Genomic DNA, 19,386 nt, shown 5'->3' on the forward strand with positions numbered 1-19,386 from the left:
GGACATATATTCATCTTACTATTAATTATATACAAAAACAGCCATTTTCGACGCAAAATCCTTGGGGAAATACGGAAACTTGACAAACGCCAAAATATATTTTCCGAAAGTGCAGAAACGGTGTTTACCAAATATAGAGCGGGGTAAGTAATTTTATAGACAAAAAAAGCCCTTCTCCTAAGATTTCGGCAAAAATCTCGGAAAAGAGCGTAGGTTACAAAGTCTTATTCTACCTTATTCTACATCGTCGTTGTCTTGGGAATCGGATGCTACATTCTTGAAGGCATCTGTACTCATGATTCGCTTGGCGCCAACGTAGCGGTTGACGTAATAGCTGTCACTCAGCGAACTGATGGTTACACCACGGGATGATGAGGCATGGGCGAATTCGCCGTCACCGACATAAATACCGACATGGGACACACCTTTACCGCTGGTATTAAAGAATACAAGATCGCCCGGTCTCATCTCATCACGGGACACGGCAGAACCCATCTGATACTGGGAACCGGATTGATGGGGCAGGTTAATGCCGATCTTATCAAAAACATACATTGTAAATCCGGAGCAATCAAACCCGTTAGTCGATACACCGCCGGACACGTATTTGGTTCCGATGGCTTTGTCGATCACTTTATCCATTTTGGAATCCGCGAAAGCGCTTCCTGCTCCGATGGTGAAGATAATGGACAAGCTTAGTACTGCGGCTGCTAGCTTCTTCTTCAAAAGTAAATACCCCTTCCAATGCCTACGAGGTTAGCTTAAGGGTTCGGTTGAAGGTCCCCTATGACCCCTCTTAGAATAGGAGGTCAATTCACCCAAAGTGGTTCCCCCGTTTCCCTAACTTATTAGGGAACTCGGCACGACTGTTGATTAGGATTAGCTGTTCATTCAATACATGACAAAACCTTTGTTAAAAGCGATTCAATAATTACAAAAATGTTACTAAAAGATCACTGCGATAATTGTAACAAAGTCGAAGTCGGTTGGCAATCACTTATAACATATTAATTCATCTTTTTTGCTGTTTTTTAGAGTTATAGCCCTTTCGGCAGACCCATATCTATGCGCTGGAGTTATTTTATATGTTCTTTTCTTTGTTTTTGCAGGAAAATGCTGTTTCAAGGCTGTGGATTCTGTGTAAAAGGTAGAATAAGGAAAAGGAAAAACCCGGAAATGATTACGGCAATAATCATCCCGGGCTCGTATAAGTTACAATTAGTTGTTAGAGGCTGAAATATGCGGGGTATGCTTCAAGGGTGGTTAAGGCTCAATCGTAAGCGACAGCTTGGTAGGCTGTTGTGCTCATTACCCGTTTGGCGCCAACATAGCGGTTGGCCCAGTAGGACTGGCTCATCGAACTGATGGTAACACCGCGTGAACTGGAGGACTGTGCGAATTTCCCGTTTCCGACATAAATTCCGACATGGGAGACTCCATTACCCAGGGTATTGAAGAACACGAGATCGCCGGAACGCAGTTTGCTCTTGGATACAGCTGTTCCCACTTTGTACTGTGCTTTGGAGGTACGCGGCAGAGTAAGCCCGACATTCTTGAACACATATTTGGTAAATCCGGAACAATCGAAGCCGTTGGTGGTCGTGCCCCCGGTTTTATATGACGTTCCAATGGTTTTGGAAATCACAGTATCCATCTTGGAATCTGCGAAGGCACTGCCTGCTCCGAGTGTGAATACCATTACAAGACCCAGTGCTGCTGCGGTGCATTTTTTCTTGAAGTTCTGAAAATTGTGACTAATCAAAAGATGTACTCCTTCCAGGGCCTGCGAGGTTAGCTTAAGGATTCGGTAGAAGGTTCCCCTATGACCCCTCTAAAGCGAGATCAATTCACCCAAAATATGGTTCCCCCACTTCCCGGTGCAGGGAATTCGGCGTGTTATGCACCAGAACAGTGACTTATCGGCATCGATTAAATTGCAATAGTTACGGAAGATTTTGCTTGAAAGATTACAAGTTTGTTACTACTAGTACAGCCATCATTGTATCAGAGGATTTATTCTTTTGCAAATGCTTTTGTCCCTCACCCCAAGTAAAAAAGAGTCCTGCTCCCTGATGAGGGGCCGTGACTCTTTTTAGTATGCCATCTTGGCAGCTAATTATTGTGGAAATGATTTACTGGACCAGAGGTGGTACTGGGCAGCTATTCCCCACATATTGAACAGTGTGGAGGGCAGCGGAGCTGCCTGGCGGAGCATAAGGGCCGGCAGCCCCGGATACAGCAGCGCAGAAGCACCGCAGAGGAGGAGCACAGCCAGACTGCCCGCTCCCAGAATGACGGATATCCCGATGGAAGGCAGCAGCACCTTAAGGCAGGTCAGCAGCGAGGAGAACATGCCGGTACCGGCGGTATAGCCGAATTGCATATAGAGCAGAAGCTTGCGGACAAGGAAGAGATAGAGCAGCCAGCCCAGCACATAAGGCACGAGCTTCAGCAGGAGCTGGACATCGAGAACGCCGCTGAGCAGATGACGGTACATACGCGGCAGCAGCCAATAGAGCGGGAGGAGGGTCAGCATCCATTCGGCGAGGCTGAACACCAGCACGGGCAGCCCATATTTTCTCATTCCGGGAAAAAAGAACAGTCCCCGCGCGCCGTCGCGCTCCTGATGAAGCTCATGCAGCAGCCCCGCACGGATAAAGGGGGTCAGCAGCAGCCGGAGCACTGTCAGTGCCAGCAGCAGCCACAGCCAGTGCTGGACGGCCGGATCGGTGCGCAGGGCGGTCTGCCCCTCGATATAGTACAGCAGCCTGCCTATACCGCTGCCCCCGGCATTCGCATCCGGGTAGCGCAGCAGGACAGGGACCACCGCGCTTTTAACGAATTTGTACAGGAAATATCCCCAGAACAGCCGGTAGATAAACAGCAGAATCAATATATAGAACTGCTCTTTCATGCTGATCCAACCGCGGGCAATTGAACTTTTCACCATTCCTTCACCTCACCAGACAAGAGTTCCGAGCAGGGTTTCAAGCAGTGTTGTCGTGCTAAGCGTCCAGCGGGAGAGTGTGCGCGGCTCAAGCTCCGCCATTCTGAAATTATTAAGATGTCTGCTCTCCAGCAGAATGGAATGCCCCGGATCGATCTCTGCAGAGACCAGCGGCGCTTTATACGCTAACTCAAAGGAGGTAGCCTGACCCTCGCCATTCCAGTATTGCTGCACGGTGTATCCGTCCGAGAAGGTGAACTTAACGGGGACATCGGGATACAGACTGCCCTTGTTGCTTACATCGACCACCGCGTTATACCGGAGCCCTCCGCCGTCGCTGTTGTCCCGCTGGACCGAAAGCCTGATATCGTCAACTGCGAAGTCGGGTGCGCCTCCGCTATAGACATACCGCTCAAAATAAGTCTGCCAGGATTGCTTGGTCACTTTCTCCACAACCCTCTGGAAGTCGGCGGTGGTCGGATGCTGGAAGCGGTATTTGCGGACATAGGCGGCGAGGATGGCGTCCATATTCTTGGTCCCGGCTATGCGCTCGATATCCTTCAGCACCAGCTTGCCCCGGATGTACACATTGCGGGTGTAAGCATCATCGCCGGTGTATTTCCAGGTCTCCAGCTTCAGCGGCTGTGAGGAGGAGACCAGGCTGGACTGCAGCGGGAGGCTTGCGGCAACGCCGTATTCCTGTTCCATCAGCCGGTCTTCGGCATAAGAGGTGAAGCTCTCATCAAGCCAGGCCTCTTCGAATTCATTACTGGCCACCAGGCCGTAGAAGTACTGGTGCCCGATCTCGTGGATGATCGTGCGCTCAAGAGAAGTGCCCGGTGAGGTGCCCGTGGCGCCGAAGGCGGTAATCAGTGTGGGATATTCCATTCCTCCGGCCCCATTGCCTGACTCCGGCGGGACAACAATGGATAAGGTGGAATACGGATAAGGCCCGTACCATTTGCTGAATGCCGTCAGGGCAGCCTCGGCCGCCTGGAAATAGCGTTCCTGAAGATGCTTGTGCAGCGGGTCCAGATAGAGCTTGATCTTCACCCCGGGCACCTGCGGCGCGGAGAAGGCCTTCTCGGCAACCACGAAATCCGGGGATGCAGCCCAGGCGAAGTCGTGGACATCATCTGCATAGAACTGATAGATCTTGCGGCCCTTGACAACCTTGGCGTCCCTCACCGGAAACCCGGTTGCGGCAACCTTATACTCGGGCGGGACTGTAATCGATACATTGTAAATCCCGAAATCACTGTAGAATTCGGAGGTGCCGTGATATTGATGCAGGTTCCAGCCTTCTTCCTTGAGTCCCCGTCTGCCGGCAGGCTCATAGACGCTAATCTTCGGAAACCACTGGCCGGCCATCACGAAGTCGTCAGCGGTTCCCATCCGGGCAAAAATTTTCGGCAGCTTGACCTCGAATTTAAGCCTTACAGTGATGCTCTCCCCGCCGTTCACCGGCTGCGGCAGATGGACCTTGAGCAGGGTTCTGTCATTGATATTGCCGTCGTCCGGCTGCACATATTGGGTGCGCTGCATCAGCGAGACGCCTTCGGAGGTCCGTAAATCTGTCAGGGTGATGCTGCCGTATCCGCCTGCAGGCATGGAGTCTCCGCGAAGCGTACCTCCGGATTCCTTCATGAAGGTGGTGCCGGCGGATGCGAAGGCATTGGGATACAGATGAAAGTAGAGCTCCTGGACCGGCTTTGCGCCCGGATGGGTCCAGGTCAGCGTCTCTGAGGCGACCAGGCTCTCCGTATCGGGCAGGAGCTGGACATCCATGTGATATTCGACCACGCGCTGGCTTAAAGCCTCTGTATCCGATGTGTAGGTCATCTCCGGAAGATTGGACTGCACGGGCTGCTGCCGGGGGATAATGGCGGGGGACTTGGCCTCTTTTGGCACAGAGGCAGTCCATACGGCAGGGCTATGCCCTGACAGAAACCATATTCCGCCTCCAAGCAAGGTGAGGACAGCCAGGGCTGCGAAGATGAGGGTATACCTTAATGAATGTGGCTTCATACTATGATTCCTCCCGTGACAAGCATCTACGGGATGTATATGTTTGCAATCGCCGCATTATTAGCTAAAATTAAATAATTAGTGAATGGAAAGGATGTGCACATGTGGATAACGTACAACCGGAAGGCAAAAAACAGATTGCCTTAAATATTGTGAACGCCAGAGCCAAGCATAAAGGCTTCGGTGCAGGCTCTATTGATCTGAACAATGTATCGCCTGTCATTATTGATCAGGGTATCGCCGTTATCGATATCGGTGCCATGCATGCCAAGAGCAAAGTGGAGAAGGGCATCAAATTCTCCATGAACCGTGAGGATGTTCCGGCAGGAAGACAGGTATGGGTCGTATGGGTAGCCGTTGACCGCACCCCGGAGGGACAGTTCTACGGCGGAATTACCGCCTGTGAGATGTGGATTGATACAGAAGCACGCCGCGGCTGGAAGATTCTCGCGGATCATGTCAATAAGCTGGATGCGGCCTTGAAGCGGAAGCTGATTCTGGAGGGACTTGGAAGTACGGAGCGGGCTGCGCTGAAATCGCTGCTGATGTCCCATAATGAAGAGTGGTGGGCCGCCTCGCCCGAGGAGCTGAAGGCCGCGCTGTCGGAGTAGATGTTGAACAAAAATTAAGGCTTGGCCCCGCTGGGGCCAAGCCTTATCTGATGTCTGAGCAGGGATGAATGAATAATATTACTGCGGGGCTGATCTGCCGGGAACGTTCAGCTTGCGCTTGAGCTGGCTGACTCTCGCTTGGCTGATGCCGAGTACCTCGGCAAGCTCCTTCTGGTTGGCATAAGGATGATCTTCAATTGCTTTCATAAGACGCAGACTCATTTCCTCAGTCTTGCTTCTCCGTCCCGCGCGGGCAGGCTCGGGATGCTGTGCTGCTGGACTTGGGGAGGCATGGATGGGTTCAGATCCGCGTTCGGGGTCACTAAGCTCCTTCAGACAGGTATTGCAAATGAACTGATCCTTATAGTAGGTCACATGATCAAGACTTCTGCAAAAAGTGCATTCTGTGGAAGTGTACTTTCGGAGGACGATAATATCCTCATCCAGTATAAAAAATTCGATAGGATCCCCAATGTCAATATTACGTGTCATGCGGATCTCTACGGGAACCACAATTCTTCCGAGACTGTCTAAGCTTCGGATCATGCCTGTATCTTTCATCCCATGTCCCTCATTTACATCTTTATATTTTTTGTAGATATCTATGATTATAGCAGTAATTGTAAGTTTAGAGAACGGGGTAAGCGTATTCAAATAGGGGGATTTATTGTCATTTTATAGGAAGTTTTATCATTTTATGGCGGTTGAGGATGCAGAGGTCAGAATGACACGAAAAACCTCTCCGCCTGGGAAGTCCCAAGGGAGAGGCTGATTAGGGTTCTCTTATTAATACCCAAATTACCGCAGCCGAAACAGCGGTAGGAGCCTTCAGGCCAGCCTGTGGGACTGTGCCTGCGGATCTATAACCGAGACATAAGGATTGCCCCGTAGATAGAAGCGCCAAGGGCGTCCGGCGTACTCTCCCGCATAGGGAATATTAATGCGCGGGGCCTGGACAATATCCAGGGACCCGGGGTCTTCCCCTTGCTCGATGCTCAGCGGGCCTTCCGGCAGATCGAACCTGGAATGGTTCAGGCTCTTGTCAATCCGCAGCGCCCGGCACAGCTTGCCCGGCCCGCCGGAGAGGTCTGACGGCTTCCTGACGGCAACTCCCCTGTAGGCCGCCATAAGCTCGGCGTCCCTCTCTGTAAGAGGCTCCACCGCCCGGATCAGGACGGCATGCGGCTCGCCCTCTGCGGCAGTTACGACATTCAGGCAATGGTACATGCCGTAAATGAGGTATACATACACTGCGCCTCCGGCGCTGAACATGACCTCCGTACGGGCGGTCCGGCGGTTGCCATAGGCATGGCTGCCTTGATCCTCGGCACCGCCGTAGCTCTCTGTCTCCACAATGCGGCAGCGGAGCTCCCCGTCTTCCGTGCGGCGGACCAGATGCTGGCCAAGAAGGCGCGGCGCGGCTTCAACTGCCGGGAGCTTGTAGAGCTCGGGCAGCAACAGCGGCGCTTCCGGCTCAAGGCCGGCGGAGTGATTCGGCTTCATGAATGGATGACACACCTTCCAGCGGCGGAGTAAGGCTTGCATAGCCTCTGCCGGTCTCCCCATCGTAACGCAGGCAGCGGGAAGCGGCAATCCCCGGTTAGTTCATCCACCAGCGCTTGATATTATTCCACAGCGAATGTTCTTCCTTAACCGGATCGGCAGGTTCGGCAGGACCGGATGGATGGCTGCCGGGGGAAGCACCGGGTTCACCGGAGTTATGCTGGTCGCAATATTCAGTAGGCTCCGTGCCGCTGATGAAGGTCTCCAGCTTTTTCTCCGGACAGTCTGCTGTAGCCAGCTTGCCGGACAGCGGATCGACATATACGCTGACTACGCCATCGGGAATGGGAAAAATCTTCGGCGGCACATTCTCCAGCGCTTGTTCCGTGAATCCGGCGAAGATCGGTGCTGCCCGCCTGCCGTCGGCGGTCGCAATATCGCGGCCTTTGTCGTATCCGACCCATACGGCGGTTGAGAGCTCAGGCGTGAAGCCGACCATCCACCCGTCGGTATCTGTAGTCCCGGTCTTGCCGGCAACCGGACGCTTAATCATCGAGGCTACACGGTTCCCGGTTCCTCCGCTCTCGAAGACCCCCTCCATCAGCCTTGTCAGCACATAGGCCGCTGCCGGTTCAACCACTTGCCGGCCCTGAGGCTGCGGAGCTTCATATAGAAGGTGCCCGCCGGCATCCGTGATCTTCAGGACCGCAGTGACCGGCTGCTTCACTCCGCCATTCGCAATTACTGCGAAGGCTGAAGCCATCTCCAGCGGGCTGACAGGCGAGGTTCCGAGCGCCAGAGAAGGAACGCTCTGCAGCGGGCTGTCAATGCCCATGGCGACCGCCATGGCGGCGACCTTATCTGCCCCGATCTTCATAATGGTGTTAACGGCATAGATATTGTCGGACGCAGCAATGGCCTGCCGCATGTTGATCTCTCCCAGATACTTGTCACCGAAATTACGGGGCTGGTACGTCTTGCGGTTATTGTCATAATGGAACAGTGTCGGCTGGCTGTTGAAGATGGACAAGCCGGTCATTTCTTTGGTAGACAGCGCCGCCAAATACATAATCGGCTTGAAGGAAGAGCCGGGCTGGCGTGTTTTTACCAGGGCGTGGTTGAAGGCGCTGGCACGGTAATTGGTACCCCCGACCATAGCCTTCACATAGCCGGTGCGGGGATCAACGGACACCAGAGCCGTCTCCAGCTCGCTGCTGTGGTCCATGCCTTGATCGACTGCCGCTTCCGCAGCCTGCTGCATATCCGGGTCAAGTGTCGTGTAGACATTCAGGCCGCCCCGGTCCAGCTCTTCACTGCTGATATGAAGGCTGTCTATTACAAGACTGCGCACATAATCGCGGAAAAAAGGTGCAGCCACAGTGGTATCCTTTTGACCTTGCGGGTTCAGCTTCAGCTTCTCCTTAGCGGCTTCCTGTGCCTGCGACTCCTTAATATCCCCCATATCGACCATGGCGGCCAGGATGATGCCCTGACGCTTCAAGGCGCTGTCCAGATGATTATAAGGAGAATAATAGGTGGGTCCCTTAGGCACTCCGGCCAGCAGGGCACTCTCCGCCAGATCCAGATCCGCGGCCGCTTTGCCGAAATACATCCGGGCCGCAGCCTCGATTCCATAAGCCCCGTGCCCATAGTAGATTTCATTTAAATACATGTTCAGAATCTCATCCTTGGTGTATTTCATCTCCAGCTGCAGGGTGTAGAGCGCTTCCTTGGCCTTGCGGGTCCAGGTCTTCTCATGGGTCAGGTACAGATTGCGCGCAAGCTGCTGGGTTAAGGTGCTGGCCCCTTGCGTACGTCTGCCCGCCTCCACATTGGCGAGTACCGCTCTCCCCATGCCTTTCAGATCAAAGCCGATATGATTATAGAATTTCCGGTCCTCCACAGCCAGCGTAGCCTTAATGAGCAGCGGGGAGATTTGGTTAAGCTCCACAGGCTCGCGGCTGCGTCCGTCTGTAGTGAAGGTAGTCATCACATTGCCCCTGGCGTCAAGCAGCCTGGAGCGGACATCATCCCCGAGCGGGGGGAGTGGTTTCTGATATAGATATCCAAGCAGAGCTCCGGCTGCCAGCAGGAACAGTAGGGCGGAGGCAACCAGCAGCCGAAAGAACAGGCGAAGACGGCGTTTGCGGACTTTGGGTGTGGCAGAATCGCGAGTCATAGTATCAGGCTCCTTCGAAGTCAAGCAGAGACGCAGGACGGCACCTTAAGGGCTGCCGCTGCTTGTACTCCTCATTATGGGAAAGGAAGGGAGCAGATATTCACCATCCGGAGAGAAAGCAGAGCCTTAAAATGGTACCGTCTTTTAAAAGGATGGCCAAGCCGTTTCCACTTGTGAACCGTTATGGTAAAATTTTAGATACTTATGAATGCATGTAGAAATTATCATGCCCGGGAGGACTGCCGCCATGGCTTTTCGCGTATCTGCTGTACAATATCATCTGCACACCATCTCCTCCTTCGAGGAGTTTGCCGCCGAGTGTGAGCACTATATCAGGACGGCCGGAGAGTACGGCACTGAGTTTATCCTTTTCCCCGAGTTCCTTACGACACAGCTGATGTCTATCGGAGGCGAAGACGGGGAAGCGCTCGGCATAGAGGATCTGCCGCAGTTCACAGACCGTTACCGGGAGATGTTCTCCAGGTACGCCAGGAAGTATGCGGTGCATATTATCGGCGGAACCCATGTGCTGCGGCGCAGCGGCAAGCTGTATAATGTAGCCCATCTTTTTTATCCGGACGGAAGGATTGCTGAGCAGGCCAAGCTGCATATTACCCCTGCTGAGGTAGAGGGCTGGAACATGGGGGCGGGTGAGGAGCTTCAGGTATTCCAGACAGACCACGGAACCATTGCCATGCTGACCTGCTATGATATCGAATTTCCGGAGATTGTGCGCATGGCCCGGGCCAAGGGTGCGGATGTCATCTTCTGCCCCTCCTGCACGGATGACCGCCACGGCTTCCACCGGGTACGATATACGAGCCACGCCCGGGCCATCGAGAATCAGGTCTACGTGGTGCTGACCGGCACCGTAGGCTCGCTGCCTACCGTTGATCTGATGCGGGCCAACTTCGGCCAGGCCGCGGTAATTACGCCCAATGACATTCCGTTCCCTCCGCAGGGGCTGCTGGCCGAAGGGGAAATCAACAATGATATGATCATCACCGCCGATCTGGATCTGGAGCTGCTCTACCGCGTCCGGGAACACGGGTCTGTAACGACTTGGCGTGACCGCCGCACCGATCTGTACACCGACTGGACGTAAGGGGGAGATTAGCGGATGTATTATAAGAAGTTCTATGCACTGGACGGCAAGACGCCGGTGCCTGCGGTGATCCGCTCCTATACGGAAGCTGATTTCACAGAGCTGATCACCATCCAGTCCGAGGCGTTCCCGCCGCCTTATCCTGCGGAGCTGTGGTGGAACCGGGAGCAGCTGCGGAATCACGTGACGCTTTTTCCGCAAGGGGCCCTATGTGTAGAGGTGGGCGGGGAGCTGGCGGGGTCCGTTACCGGGTTCCTGATCAATTTCGACCCGGAGGCGCCGGCGCTTCATCATACGTGGTCAGAGGTTACGGCAGACGGATATCTCACATCGCATCAGCCGGACGGGAATACGCTGTATATCGCCGATTTGTGTGTCCGTCCCGGCTACCGCAAGCTGGGTCTGGGCAAAGAGCTGGTCCAGTCGCTATATCATGTGGTCGTGCAGCAGAGACTGGAGCGGCTGCTGGGAGCGGGCCGGATGCCGGGCTATCACCGGGTGGCCGCCCAGATGACAGCGGAAGAGTATCTGGCCGGGGTGGTGGCCGGAAGCTGGTCTGATCCGGTGATTACGTTTCTGCTGCGGTGCGGCCGGTATCCGGTTGGTGTGGTCGCGGGTTATCTGGAGGACGAGGAATCAGGGAATTACGCAGCGCTGATGGAATGGCGGAATCCTTTTTTAACATAAATGAATACAGCCCATCACTTGGAGGAGAGTCCCTTGACTATGGAATATAGAAGAATTACAGATATCACAGACCCTTTGTTCAGAGAGGTGCATCAGCTGCTGTCGGATGTATTTCCGCCCGAGGAAGTGCTGGAATACAGCTTGTGGAAGGAGCCGCTGGCTGACCCGGGCATACGTGTGTTCGCTGCGGTGCATGAAGGGGCTGTTGTAGGCACTACGGAATACCGTTATTATGCCGACTGGAATGTGGCGATGACCGATTTCACCATTATTGGCCGGGAAGGGCTGGGCATTGGCCGTTTTCTGGCGCGGCAGCGCTTGAAGGACCTGGAGAAGCTGGCGGCTGAGAATCATACGGAGCTGCTGGGGATGTTCGCCGAGATCTATGATCCGTATCGTGTAGAGTATGATTTTGGCGGAATTAAGCCGATGGATCCGTACGTCCGCCGTGAAGTTCTGTCGCATTTGGGCTATAAAAGAATTGATATCCCCTATGTCCACCCTTCCTGGCAGGGGGATGGCGAGGCTGTGTCCGGTCTGGATCTCTGCTTCATGCCCGGAGATGAGGAGCTGGAGAGCATCGCGGCGCCGCTCGTGGCTGATTTCCTGACCCGTTATTACGCCGTGCTTGCGGACAAGCCGGAAGCCTGGATGTCGATGATCCGCCAGCTTCGCGGCAGGGAGCATGTGGCGTTATTGCCGCTGTAAGGGCCACGGGAGAGGAAAAATCGGTTGAATTGCCCTCCTGATCTGGATATAGTGTACAATGGGAAAGCGAATATGACCTCTATGATTACAAGTACGAATAAGCGGGGAACGTGTGATGACTGAAGGACCGCAAGGCAAATACGGCGTTTGCGTAACGCTGGAGAGTGTACAGGGTACAGAGCGCAGTGTGGTGCAGGCTGCAGGAGAGGCTATTGCCAAGGGGCAGTCGCTGTACATCATGTATGAAGAGCAGCAGACCGGACCCGAAGGCACAGCCGCCGTGGTACGCAACACGCTGAAGATTTCAGAGGGCAGAATCAAGCTGATCCGCCATGGCGCCGTCCAGTCGGAGCAGTCTTTTGAGCCGGGACAGCCGCTGCCTGGATTCTATCGCTCGCCTTATACACAGTTCAATCTCACCACAGACACGAAGAAGCTGGACATCAAGCGCGAAGGAAGATCGCTTGCCGTTTCATGGGAATATGATCTCTACGTATACGGGGAAATATCAGGACAGTTCGCTATAAGTTTGAATATACAGGAGGAACCACAATCATGACTCAATCTTTAAATCCGCTCCAGCTTGCCCATGAACGGGTGAAGGAGGCCGTTGCCGATGCGGTTGTAGCCGCCGGTCTGGTGTCCCGCGAAGAGCTGCCGGCCATTGTGCTGGAAGTGCCGAAGGACAAGGTCCATGGAGATATGGCTACGAATGCTGCGATGCAGCTGACCAAGATCGCTAAGCGTAACCCCCGGCAGATCGCCGAGGCCATTATCGAGCACCTGGATACCGGCCGCGCTTCTATTGAGAAGGCGGAGATTGCCGGACCGGGCTTCATCAACTTCACTTTGTCCAAAAGCTATCTCTATCCCGTTATTGCACTTGTGGCGGAACAGGGTGACGATTATGGCCGTGTGGATATAGGCCAGGGCAAGCATGTAGAGATGGAATTTGTCAGTGCGAATCCTACCGGCAGCCTTCATCTGGGACATGCCCGCGGAGCTGCCGTCGGTGATGCACTATGCAACGTGCTGGATTATGCCGGGTACAAGGTGACCCGGGAGTACTACATTAACGATGCCGGGAACCAGGTCGCCAATCTGTGCCAATCCATCGAGACCCGTTACCTGCAGGAGCTGGGCCAACCGGCTGAGATGCCGGAGGACGGTTATCATGGAGAGGATATCAAAGGCTTCGCCAAGGAGCTGGTAGCGGAGAAGGGCGATTCCCTGCTCGCCATGACACCGGGGGACCGGGCAGCATTCTTCCGTACCTACGGGCTTGCCAAGGAACTCGACAAAATCAAACGCGATCTCAGCCGGTTCCGGGTGAACTTCGATATCTGGTTCAGCGAAACCTCCCTCTACGAGAACGGGGAAGTGCTGCGTTCGCTGGATGAGCTCCGCGAGCGCGGCGAAGTCTATGAGAAGGAAGGCGCCACCTGGCTTGCGACCACCAAATACGGGGATGATAAAGACCGCGTGCTGATTAAGAATGACGGCACGTACACGTACCTCACGCCTGACATCGCCTATCACAGCGACAAATACGGACGCGGCTACGACACGATGATCAACATCTGGGGAGCCGACCACCACGGCTACATTCCACGGATGAAGGCGGCCATGGCTGCGCTCGGCAATGACCCCGAGAAGCTGGTAGTACTGATCGCCCAGATGGTCAGCCTGTTCCAGGACGGCGAGAAGGTCAAGATGTCCAAGCGTACCGGCAAAGCCGTGACGATGGAAGACCTGATGGAGGAGGTCGGGGTCGACGCGATCCGTTACTTCTTCACGATGCGCAGCATGGATTCGCATCTGGACTTTGACATGGATCTGGCGATTTCGACATCCAATGAGAACCCTGTGTTCTATGTACAATACGCGCATGCGCGGATTTGCAGCATATTCCGCCAAGCGGAGGAGCAGGGGATTGTGCTGCCGGACGCGGACCAGATTGATTACAGCAAGCTGACTGCCGCACATGAATATGATCTGCTCCGCAAAATCGGTGAGCTGCCTGCGGAGATCACCATTGCCGCCGAGGGCTATGCGCCGCACCGCCTGGTTCGCTATGTATACGACCTGGCTTCGCTGTTCCACAGCTACTACAAGGCAGAGCGCGTAATCACTGAGGACTCCGCTCAGACGGTAGCCCGCCTGGCCCTGCTGGGCGCTGCACGGACAACGATTGCCAACGTCCTGCGGCTGGTCGGTGTTACCGCACCGGACCGGATGTAACTCTATTGGCAAAACGCCGCCCCTGTTATATGGGGGCGGCGTTTTTGGCAATTTCTCGCTTGGAACGGCAGGGGAGCGGGCCTTGCCGTCCTAAGATACATTATTCCATTTGTGGTGAAGGAGCCGGTAACGGACGCCGCCATTCGATATACGACCGCCGCTCCTTATGCCTTCGCCGCAGCAGCGGCCTTGCCCGCGCCGCTGCTGCTGCCTGTCTTGCCGCCCGCGCCGCCGCCGCTGGCACTGCCCGCGCTGCCGCTGGCGCGCCGGACCCGGATGCCTGCGCGCAGCAGGCGCACCGCATCAGCCGCGCCGCCGCCCAGGGAGGCGCGGCGCTGGCCCTTGCGCAGCCGCACCGGCGAAGAGGTGCGGCGCAAGAGCAGCTTCAGCTCGCGGGGCGACAGCCCCGGCCGCAGCGCGAGCAGCAGGGCCGCGGCACCGGTGACATGCGAGGTCGCCATGGAGGTGCCGCTCATTTCCTTGTACCCCTCCCGCAGCCAGCAGGAGGGGATGCTCTCGCCCGGACCGTACACATCAATGTACGGTCCGCGGTTGCTGAAGACTGCGATGCGCTGTCTTCTGTCAAGGGCGCCTACGGCAATCGTCTCCGGATAGCGCGCGGGGTAATCCCCGCCGCGCTTGCCGTCGTTGCCGGAGGAAGCGATGATGGCGATCCCGGCCCGGTAGGCCTTGATCACTACATCATGCAGAGCCTTGCTCCGGTTTCTCATCCCGAAGCTCATATTAATGATATCGATTTTGTTCTGCACGCACCAATCGATGCCAAGGACAATATCCGACACATAGGCGGAGCCGTTATGGTCGAAGGCCTTGACCGGATAGAGCAGCGCCCGGGGGGCTACGCCCATCATGTTGCGCGCCCCTCCGGCTGCCGCCAGGGTGCCGGAAATATGCGTGCCGTGGCCGTTGTCATCCAGCGGCATCATGCCGCGGTTCAGCAGGTTAACCCCGGAAGCCAGGGAATGCCTGAGATCGGGATGGCGGAAATCGACGCCCGTATCAATGACGCCGATCTTCACATGAACGCCGGTCGATCTGGACCAGGCCTGCGGAGCGCGGATGGCCTTGATCCCCCAGGGCATCAGGGCGGAACCGCTTTGGTCCGCCAAGGCCGAGTGAACCTGGATCCGGTGGTCTTCTTCTATTCTTAGGGAATCCGCGTAACGGTCCATCAGCCGCTCTGCTCCTGCAGCGGGCACGAAGAAAGCCCGGATAAGCGTCGAGACCTGAACCTGCCGCAGGCCAGGCTTTTTACTCTTCAGAGATTTCCACTGCGACAATGCGCCGGCATACATGCGGGGATCGTTGAAGGTCACAATGTGCCGTGGTGCACTTTTGGAGGCAGCCTTCATTTCTTCAAGCAGCATCTGCCAAAATCCGTAATAATCCATAAGTTACGCCGTCCCTCCTCGGTGCCGTGCTGCCATATTGTATGAAAGGGGGGAGGCGTCCGAATGGGAACTTGCCCTTTTTTAACGAAATAGGCTGCCCATCGTGTCAAAAGCCAAGAGTTTACATAAAATAAACAGAGGGAACCGCAAGGCTCCCTGCAACATCCCGTAAGGAGCCGATCCTTGGCGTGGATACAGTCATGCGCGGAGGGATTTCCCCCTCCGCCTTTTTGGAAAAATAAGAATTTATATGCTTCACATGATAAATGATCCTTCGATTTCTCGCTGAAACGGTACCGTCCTTACAAAGGACGGCACAGCCGTTTCCACTTGCAGGCAGAGGTATCACATTCTACCCCCCATGCGCTTTACATAGATCGCCCTGCCCAGGCGGACAAGCCTTCTTCCAGCAGAAGGGGCGCAGATTCGGTTTCCCGGATCTTGCTGCAATAGACTTGCAATTTACCCGCAAATAGGTTTTACTTAGGTTTGTTAATGGATATGATGAACGAAGCATGATTTAATGTGAACAATGCGTGAGAGGAAGTGTCCTTTAGTGAGTACGCCACTCAATTTAAAGCTGGACCCTGAGAAAGTAAAAGAAATGCCGATGGTAGACTTGGCCTTCCTGGTGCTTAAGGCAGCCAATACACCGTACTACTACCGTGATCTGATGGTTGAGGTTGCCAAGCTGCGCGGGTTGACCGATCAAGAGAGCCAAGACACGATCGCCCAGTTATATACCGAGATTAATATTGACGGCCGTTTTGCCTGTGTCGGCACTAACCTGTGGGGCCTGAAGCGCTGGTATCCGCTGGAACGCTCCGATGACCCTGTCGGCAACACCAAGCGCGTGCGGATTATCAACGATGAAGACGACGATCTGGAAGATGACGACTTTACTGATGAAGAAGAGAATTATGCTGCCGAAGAAGAGGATTTCGATGCGATTGACGAAGATCGCGACGACCTCTATTCCGACGACGACAGCGAAGAGGAAGTTGACGAAGATGTGGTCATTGATGAAGACGACATTGACGAAGACGAATCGGATGATGAAGATTCCGAAGACGGCGAAGACGACGCCGATGAGGAAGAGGAAGATTAATTTTAGAACAGTCCATCCTGCGGGATAATTCGTCCCTTGACAGGGGCAGGACGCTCAGAGTAAACTATTGCATGGGCTTATAATGAAAGTTAATATTGTTTTCTCAAATAAAAAGTGCCCCGGGTCTACGGGTGTCACTTTTTTGTTTTTTTACAAGATAAGAAGGAATAGGCTTCGCTTCATTTGTATGCCAAGAAGCTGCGGTTTTCCGCGATTTTCAGGCCGTTGGCCTGGAATTTTGGCGGGTGGAGGCAACTTTAGGGTTCCCCGGTTGGATGATGGAAAAAAGGGATACGATAAGCTACAAGCGTCCCCTGAATTTCTGGACTTTATTTAGGAGGGTTTTACAGTGACAAAGTATATTTTCGTAACGGGTGGCGTTGTGTCTTCCCTTGGCAAAGGCATTACCGCTGCTTCGCTGGGCAGACTGCTCAAGAACAGAGGTCTCAAGGTAACGATCCAGAAATTCGATCCTTACATTAACGTGGACCCGGGAACAATGAGTCCTTATCAGCACGGAGAGGTATTCGTAACCGATGACGGCGCGGAGACCGACCTCGATCTTGGGCATTACGAGCGGTTCATTGACATTAACCTGTCGAAGAACAGCAACGTAACCACAGGCAAAATCTATTCCTCGGTCATCAGCAAAGAACGCCGCGGGGAATACTTAGGGGGAACCGTGCAGGTTATCCCGCATATTACGAACGAAATCAAGGAACGCGTCTTCCGTGCGGGCCGTGAGACGGGCTCCGACGTAGTTATTACCGAAATCGGCGGCACCGTGGGCGACATCGAGAGCCTGCCGTTCATGGAAGCCATCCGTCAGATCAAGAGCGATATCGGCCGGGAGAATGTCATGTACATTCACGTAACCCTGATTCCTTATATCAAAGCAGCCGGGGAAGTCAAAACAAAGCCGACCCAGCACAGTGTCAAGGAGCTGCGGAGCATTGGGATTCAGCCTAATGTGATCGTATGCCGTACGGAATACCCGCTCACCGACGATATGAAGGCCAAGCTGGCTTTATTCTGTGACATCGATGCGAACGCCGTTGTGGAATGCCGCGATGCCTCGACGCTGTATGAGGTGCCGCTGAACCTGCGCGACGAAGGACTGGATGAGATTGTAGTCAACCACTTGAAGCTGACTACGCCTGCACCGGATATGCGGGAATGGGAGAGCATGCTGGAGCGGATTCAGCAGCTGGAGCGTACCGTTGAGATTGCCATCGTCGGCAAGTATGTGGCGCTTCACGATGCTTACCTGAGTGTGGTGGAATCCCTGTCCCATGCCGGATTTGCCTCCAATGCCGAAGTGAAGCTACGGTGGGTGGATGCAGAGCTGGTGACGGATGAGAACGTGGATGAGCTGCTGGGCGGCATCGGCGGTATTCTTGTTCCGGGCGGCTTCGGCGACCGGGGAATCGAAGGCAAGATCTCGGCCATCCGCTATGCGCGCGAGCAGTCCATTCCGTTCTTCGGCATTTGCCTGGGGATGCAGGTGTCCGTCATCGAGTACGGCCGTTCCATGCTGGGACTGGCAGGAGCGAACAGCTCCGAGATCGATCCTGCGACCCCGCACCCGCTGATTGACCTTCTGCCAGAGCAGAAGGATATCGAAGATATGGGCGGCACAATGCGCCTCGGACTGTATCCTTGCAAGCTTTTGCCGGATTCACTGGCCATGTCCTGTTACGATGATGAGCTGGTCTATGAGCGCCACCGTCACCGGTATGAGTTCAACAATGCTTACCGTGATGAGATGGAGAAGGCAGGTCTGGTCATTTCCGGAACCTCCCCTGACGGACGTCTGGTGGAGATTGTCGAACTGCCGGGTCACCCATGGTTCCTGTCCGTGCAATTCCATCCGGAATTCACCTCCCGTCCGAACCGTCCGCAGCCGCTGTTCCGTGAATTTGTCAAAGCCTCGCTTACACATTCCGAGCAAATGTAACCATAGAATGACTAGGCCAGACAGGCCTGTGGGAGCTCCCGTTACGGGGGCTTCTTTTTTGAAAATATAAGAATTTATATGTTGCACACGATAAATTATCCTTCTATTTCTCGCTGAAACGCTACCGTCCTTAAAAGGACGGCGAAGCCGTTTCCACTTGAAGATGAGAAGCTTTGCACAATAACTCCCGGATTGCAAGGGGAATGTACTCCCGCTTTTGAACTGGAAACCCCCCTTTATATGGCATAGATTTACGCATTTTAGCCAATTAGCAGGATTTTGGCTGCAAAGCACGAATAATAGGTTTCGTATAGACTAAGTTGAAGCGGGGCCGTTAGCTGTTGAGAGGGCGCGGTATGGACAATCTGCCTTAAACTCTGGGAGGGTATCGTATGGAAAAGAAGAAAGTGTTAATCGTCGACGATCAGAATGGAATCCGGATTCTTCTCATGGAAGTATTCAATAGTGAAGGTTATGCCACCTTTCAGGCAGCTAACGGGAAATTGGCGCTGGACATTGTAAGGAACGAATCACCGGATATGGTTCTGCTGGATATGAAAATTCCGGGGATGGACGGACTCGAGATTCTCAAGCACCTGAAGGAGCTTAATCCGGCAATCAAGGTCATTATGATGACCGCCTACGGAGAGCTCGACATGATTAAGGAAGCAACCAAGCTGGGAGCGCTGATGCATTTTACCAAGCCGTTCGATATCGATGAGATGCGTGTTGCCGTCAATATGCACCTGCACAACAAATCAGTAGACCAGTGCAGCTAGTTTAGACAATTATAGTTTGGGGACATCCTGTTATGGATAGGCTAAAATGAGGAAATGATCCGCCGGCAAAGGGTTGGCTGAATATCGTCCCACCGGGACATTTTTTTGTGTATCCTATTTA

17 protein-coding genes and 2 riboswitches are annotated in these 19,386 nt (G+C 54.2%); of the genes, 9 read left to right on the forward strand and 8 right to left on the reverse strand.

Going from position 1 to position 19,386, the window contains the following annotated elements:
- Positions 1 to 234: 234 nt before the first annotated feature.
- From MHH28_RS23225 to MHH28_RS23240, 4 genes are all read right to left on the reverse strand, one after another.
- Positions 235 to 726 carry a C40 family peptidase gene (locus MHH28_RS23225; protein WP_405105945.1) on the reverse strand — a complete coding sequence of 164 codons (492 nt, stop codon included), beginning with the start codon at positions 724 to 726 and terminating at the stop codon, positions 235 to 237.
- 4 nt (positions 727 to 730) lie between these two features.
- Positions 731 to 873: riboswitch (cyclic di-AMP (ydaO/yuaA leader) on the reverse strand.
- Between the two features lie 397 nt (positions 874 to 1,270).
- Positions 1,271 to 1,699 carry a C40 family peptidase gene (locus MHH28_RS23230; protein WP_405117221.1) on the reverse strand — a complete coding sequence of 143 codons (429 nt, stop codon included), beginning with the start codon at positions 1,697 to 1,699 and terminating at the stop codon, positions 1,271 to 1,273.
- Between the two features lie 66 nt (positions 1,700 to 1,765).
- Positions 1,766 to 1,904, reverse strand: a riboswitch (cyclic di-AMP (ydaO/yuaA leader).
- Between the two features lie 212 nt (positions 1,905 to 2,116).
- Positions 2,117 to 2,950: a hypothetical protein gene (locus tag MHH28_RS23235; protein WP_405105947.1), complete on the reverse strand. Its 834-nt coding sequence runs from the start codon at positions 2,948 to 2,950 to the stop codon at positions 2,117 to 2,119.
- Between the two features lie 9 nt (positions 2,951 to 2,959).
- A complete protein-coding gene (locus MHH28_RS23240; protein WP_405105949.1) occupies positions 2,960 to 4,975 on the reverse strand; it encodes a M1 family metallopeptidase in 2,016 nt (671 codons plus the stop codon).
- A gap of 104 nt (positions 4,976 to 5,079) precedes the next feature.
- On the opposite strand from MHH28_RS23240, the gene MHH28_RS23245 reads away from it, so the two are divergent.
- Positions 5,080 to 5,586 carry a YwhD family protein gene (locus MHH28_RS23245; protein WP_405105951.1) on the forward strand — a complete coding sequence of 169 codons (507 nt, stop codon included), beginning with the start codon at positions 5,080 to 5,082 and terminating at the stop codon, positions 5,584 to 5,586.
- Between the two features lie 78 nt (positions 5,587 to 5,664).
- Here MHH28_RS23245 and MHH28_RS23250 read toward each other — a convergent pair whose 3' ends face one another.
- The 3 genes from MHH28_RS23250 to MHH28_RS23260 all read right to left on the reverse strand — a co-directional run bounded on the left by MHH28_RS23250 (position 5,665) and on the right by MHH28_RS23260 (position 9,268).
- Entirely contained in the window at positions 5,665 to 6,147 is a 483-nt protein-coding gene (locus MHH28_RS23250; RefSeq protein ID WP_405105953.1) for an AbrB/MazE/SpoVT family DNA-binding domain-containing protein, read from the reverse strand.
- A gap of 267 nt (positions 6,148 to 6,414) precedes the next feature.
- The gene (locus MHH28_RS23255) at positions 6,415 to 7,152 is read right to left on the reverse strand and encodes a DNA-3-methyladenine glycosylase (protein ID WP_405105955.1); all 738 of its coding nucleotides are present in this window, start codon (positions 7,150 to 7,152) and stop codon (positions 6,415 to 6,417) included.
- Between the two features lie 34 nt (positions 7,153 to 7,186).
- Positions 7,187 to 9,268, reverse strand: coding sequence for a transglycosylase domain-containing protein (locus MHH28_RS23260; RefSeq protein WP_405105957.1), 2,082 nt, complete (start codon positions 9,266 to 9,268; stop codon positions 7,187 to 7,189).
- 247 nt (positions 9,269 to 9,515) lie between these two features.
- Between MHH28_RS23260 and MHH28_RS23265 the strand changes: the two genes are divergently transcribed.
- The 5 genes from MHH28_RS23265 (at position 9,516) to argS (ending at position 14,009) form a co-directional block, all read left to right on the forward strand.
- On the forward strand, positions 9,516 to 10,373 hold the full coding sequence (locus tag MHH28_RS23265; protein WP_405105959.1) for a carbon-nitrogen hydrolase family protein: 858 nt from the start codon (positions 9,516 to 9,518) through the stop codon (positions 10,371 to 10,373).
- A gap of 15 nt (positions 10,374 to 10,388) precedes the next feature.
- On the forward strand, positions 10,389 to 11,060 hold the full coding sequence (locus MHH28_RS23270; RefSeq protein WP_405105961.1) for a GNAT family N-acetyltransferase: 672 nt from the start codon (positions 10,389 to 10,391) through the stop codon (positions 11,058 to 11,060).
- 39 nt (positions 11,061 to 11,099) lie between these two features.
- Positions 11,100 to 11,768, forward strand: coding sequence for a GNAT family N-acetyltransferase (locus MHH28_RS23275; protein ID WP_405105963.1), 669 nt, complete (start codon positions 11,100 to 11,102; stop codon positions 11,766 to 11,768).
- 115 nt (positions 11,769 to 11,883) lie between these two features.
- Positions 11,884 to 12,327, forward strand: a complete 444-nt coding sequence (locus MHH28_RS23280; protein WP_405105965.1) for a DUF1934 domain-containing protein — start codon at positions 11,884 to 11,886, stop codon at positions 12,325 to 12,327.
- Positions 12,324 to 14,009: an arginine--tRNA ligase gene (gene argS / locus MHH28_RS23285; protein ID WP_405105967.1), complete on the forward strand. Its 1,686-nt coding sequence runs from the start codon at positions 12,324 to 12,326 to the stop codon at positions 14,007 to 14,009. The genes MHH28_RS23280 and argS overlap by 4 nt, the downstream gene beginning before the upstream one ends.
- A gap of 164 nt (positions 14,010 to 14,173) precedes the next feature.
- Here argS and MHH28_RS23290 read toward each other — a convergent pair whose 3' ends face one another.
- Positions 14,174 to 15,421 carry a S8 family peptidase gene (locus MHH28_RS23290; protein ID WP_405105969.1) on the reverse strand — a complete coding sequence of 416 codons (1,248 nt, stop codon included), beginning with the start codon at positions 15,419 to 15,421 and terminating at the stop codon, positions 14,174 to 14,176.
- A 556-nt stretch (positions 15,422 to 15,977) separates the two neighbouring features.
- Between MHH28_RS23290 and rpoE the strand changes: the two genes are divergently transcribed.
- From rpoE to MHH28_RS23305, 3 genes are all read left to right on the forward strand, one after another.
- Positions 15,978 to 16,529 (forward strand): DNA-directed RNA polymerase subunit delta, encoded by a 552-nt coding sequence (gene rpoE, locus MHH28_RS23295; protein ID WP_405105971.1) that lies wholly within the window; start codon positions 15,978 to 15,980, stop codon positions 16,527 to 16,529.
- 349 nt (positions 16,530 to 16,878) lie between these two features.
- Positions 16,879 to 18,486 carry a CTP synthase gene (locus MHH28_RS23300; protein ID WP_405105973.1) on the forward strand — a complete coding sequence of 536 codons (1,608 nt, stop codon included), beginning with the start codon at positions 16,879 to 16,881 and terminating at the stop codon, positions 18,484 to 18,486.
- A gap of 392 nt (positions 18,487 to 18,878) precedes the next feature.
- The gene (locus MHH28_RS23305; RefSeq protein WP_036698896.1) at positions 18,879 to 19,265 is read left to right on the forward strand and encodes a response regulator; all 387 of its coding nucleotides are present in this window, start codon (positions 18,879 to 18,881) and stop codon (positions 19,263 to 19,265) included.
- Positions 19,266 to 19,386 lie beyond the last annotated feature (121 nt).

It is taken from the genome of Paenibacillus sp. FSL K6-1217 (genome assembly GCF_045040735.1).
Taxonomy (GTDB): Bacteria; Bacillota; Bacilli; order Paenibacillales; family Paenibacillaceae; genus Paenibacillus_AQ.

Coding starts and splice junctions, on each gene's coding strand:
- MHH28_RS23260 (WP_405105957.1), bottom strand. CDS start 9,268: ATGACTCGCGATTCTGCCACACCCAAAGTCCGCAAACGCCGTCTTCGC.
- MHH28_RS23275 (WP_405105963.1), top strand. CDS start 11,100: ATGGAATATAGAAGAATTACAGATATCACAGACCCTTTGTTCAGAGAG.
- MHH28_RS23290 (WP_405105969.1), bottom strand. CDS start 15,421: ATGGATTATTACGGATTTTGGCAGATGCTGCTTGAAGAAATGAAGGCT.
- MHH28_RS23265 (WP_405105959.1), top strand. CDS start 9,516: ATGGCTTTTCGCGTATCTGCTGTACAATATCATCTGCACACCATCTCC.
- MHH28_RS23255 (WP_405105955.1), bottom strand. CDS start 7,152: ATGGGGAGACCGGCAGAGGCTATGCAAGCCTTACTCCGCCGCTGGAAG.
- MHH28_RS23240 (WP_405105949.1), bottom strand. CDS start 4,975: ATGAAGCCACATTCATTAAGGTATACCCTCATCTTCGCAGCCCTGGCT.
- MHH28_RS23235 (WP_405105947.1), bottom strand. CDS start 2,950: ATGGTGAAAAGTTCAATTGCCCGCGGTTGGATCAGCATGAAAGAGCAG.
- MHH28_RS23230 (WP_405117221.1), bottom strand. CDS start 1,699: ATGGTATTCACACTCGGAGCAGGCAGTGCCTTCGCAGATTCCAAGATG.
- MHH28_RS23250 (WP_405105953.1), bottom strand. CDS start 6,147: ATGAAAGATACAGGCATGATCCGAAGCTTAGACAGTCTCGGAAGAATT.
- MHH28_RS23305 (WP_036698896.1), top strand. CDS start 18,879: ATGGAAAAGAAGAAAGTGTTAATCGTCGACGATCAGAATGGAATCCGG.
- MHH28_RS23270 (WP_405105961.1), top strand. CDS start 10,389: ATGTATTATAAGAAGTTCTATGCACTGGACGGCAAGACGCCGGTGCCT.
- MHH28_RS23280 (WP_405105965.1), top strand. CDS start 11,884: ATGACTGAAGGACCGCAAGGCAAATACGGCGTTTGCGTAACGCTGGAG.
- argS (WP_405105967.1), top strand. CDS start 12,324: ATGACTCAATCTTTAAATCCGCTCCAGCTTGCCCATGAACGGGTGAAG.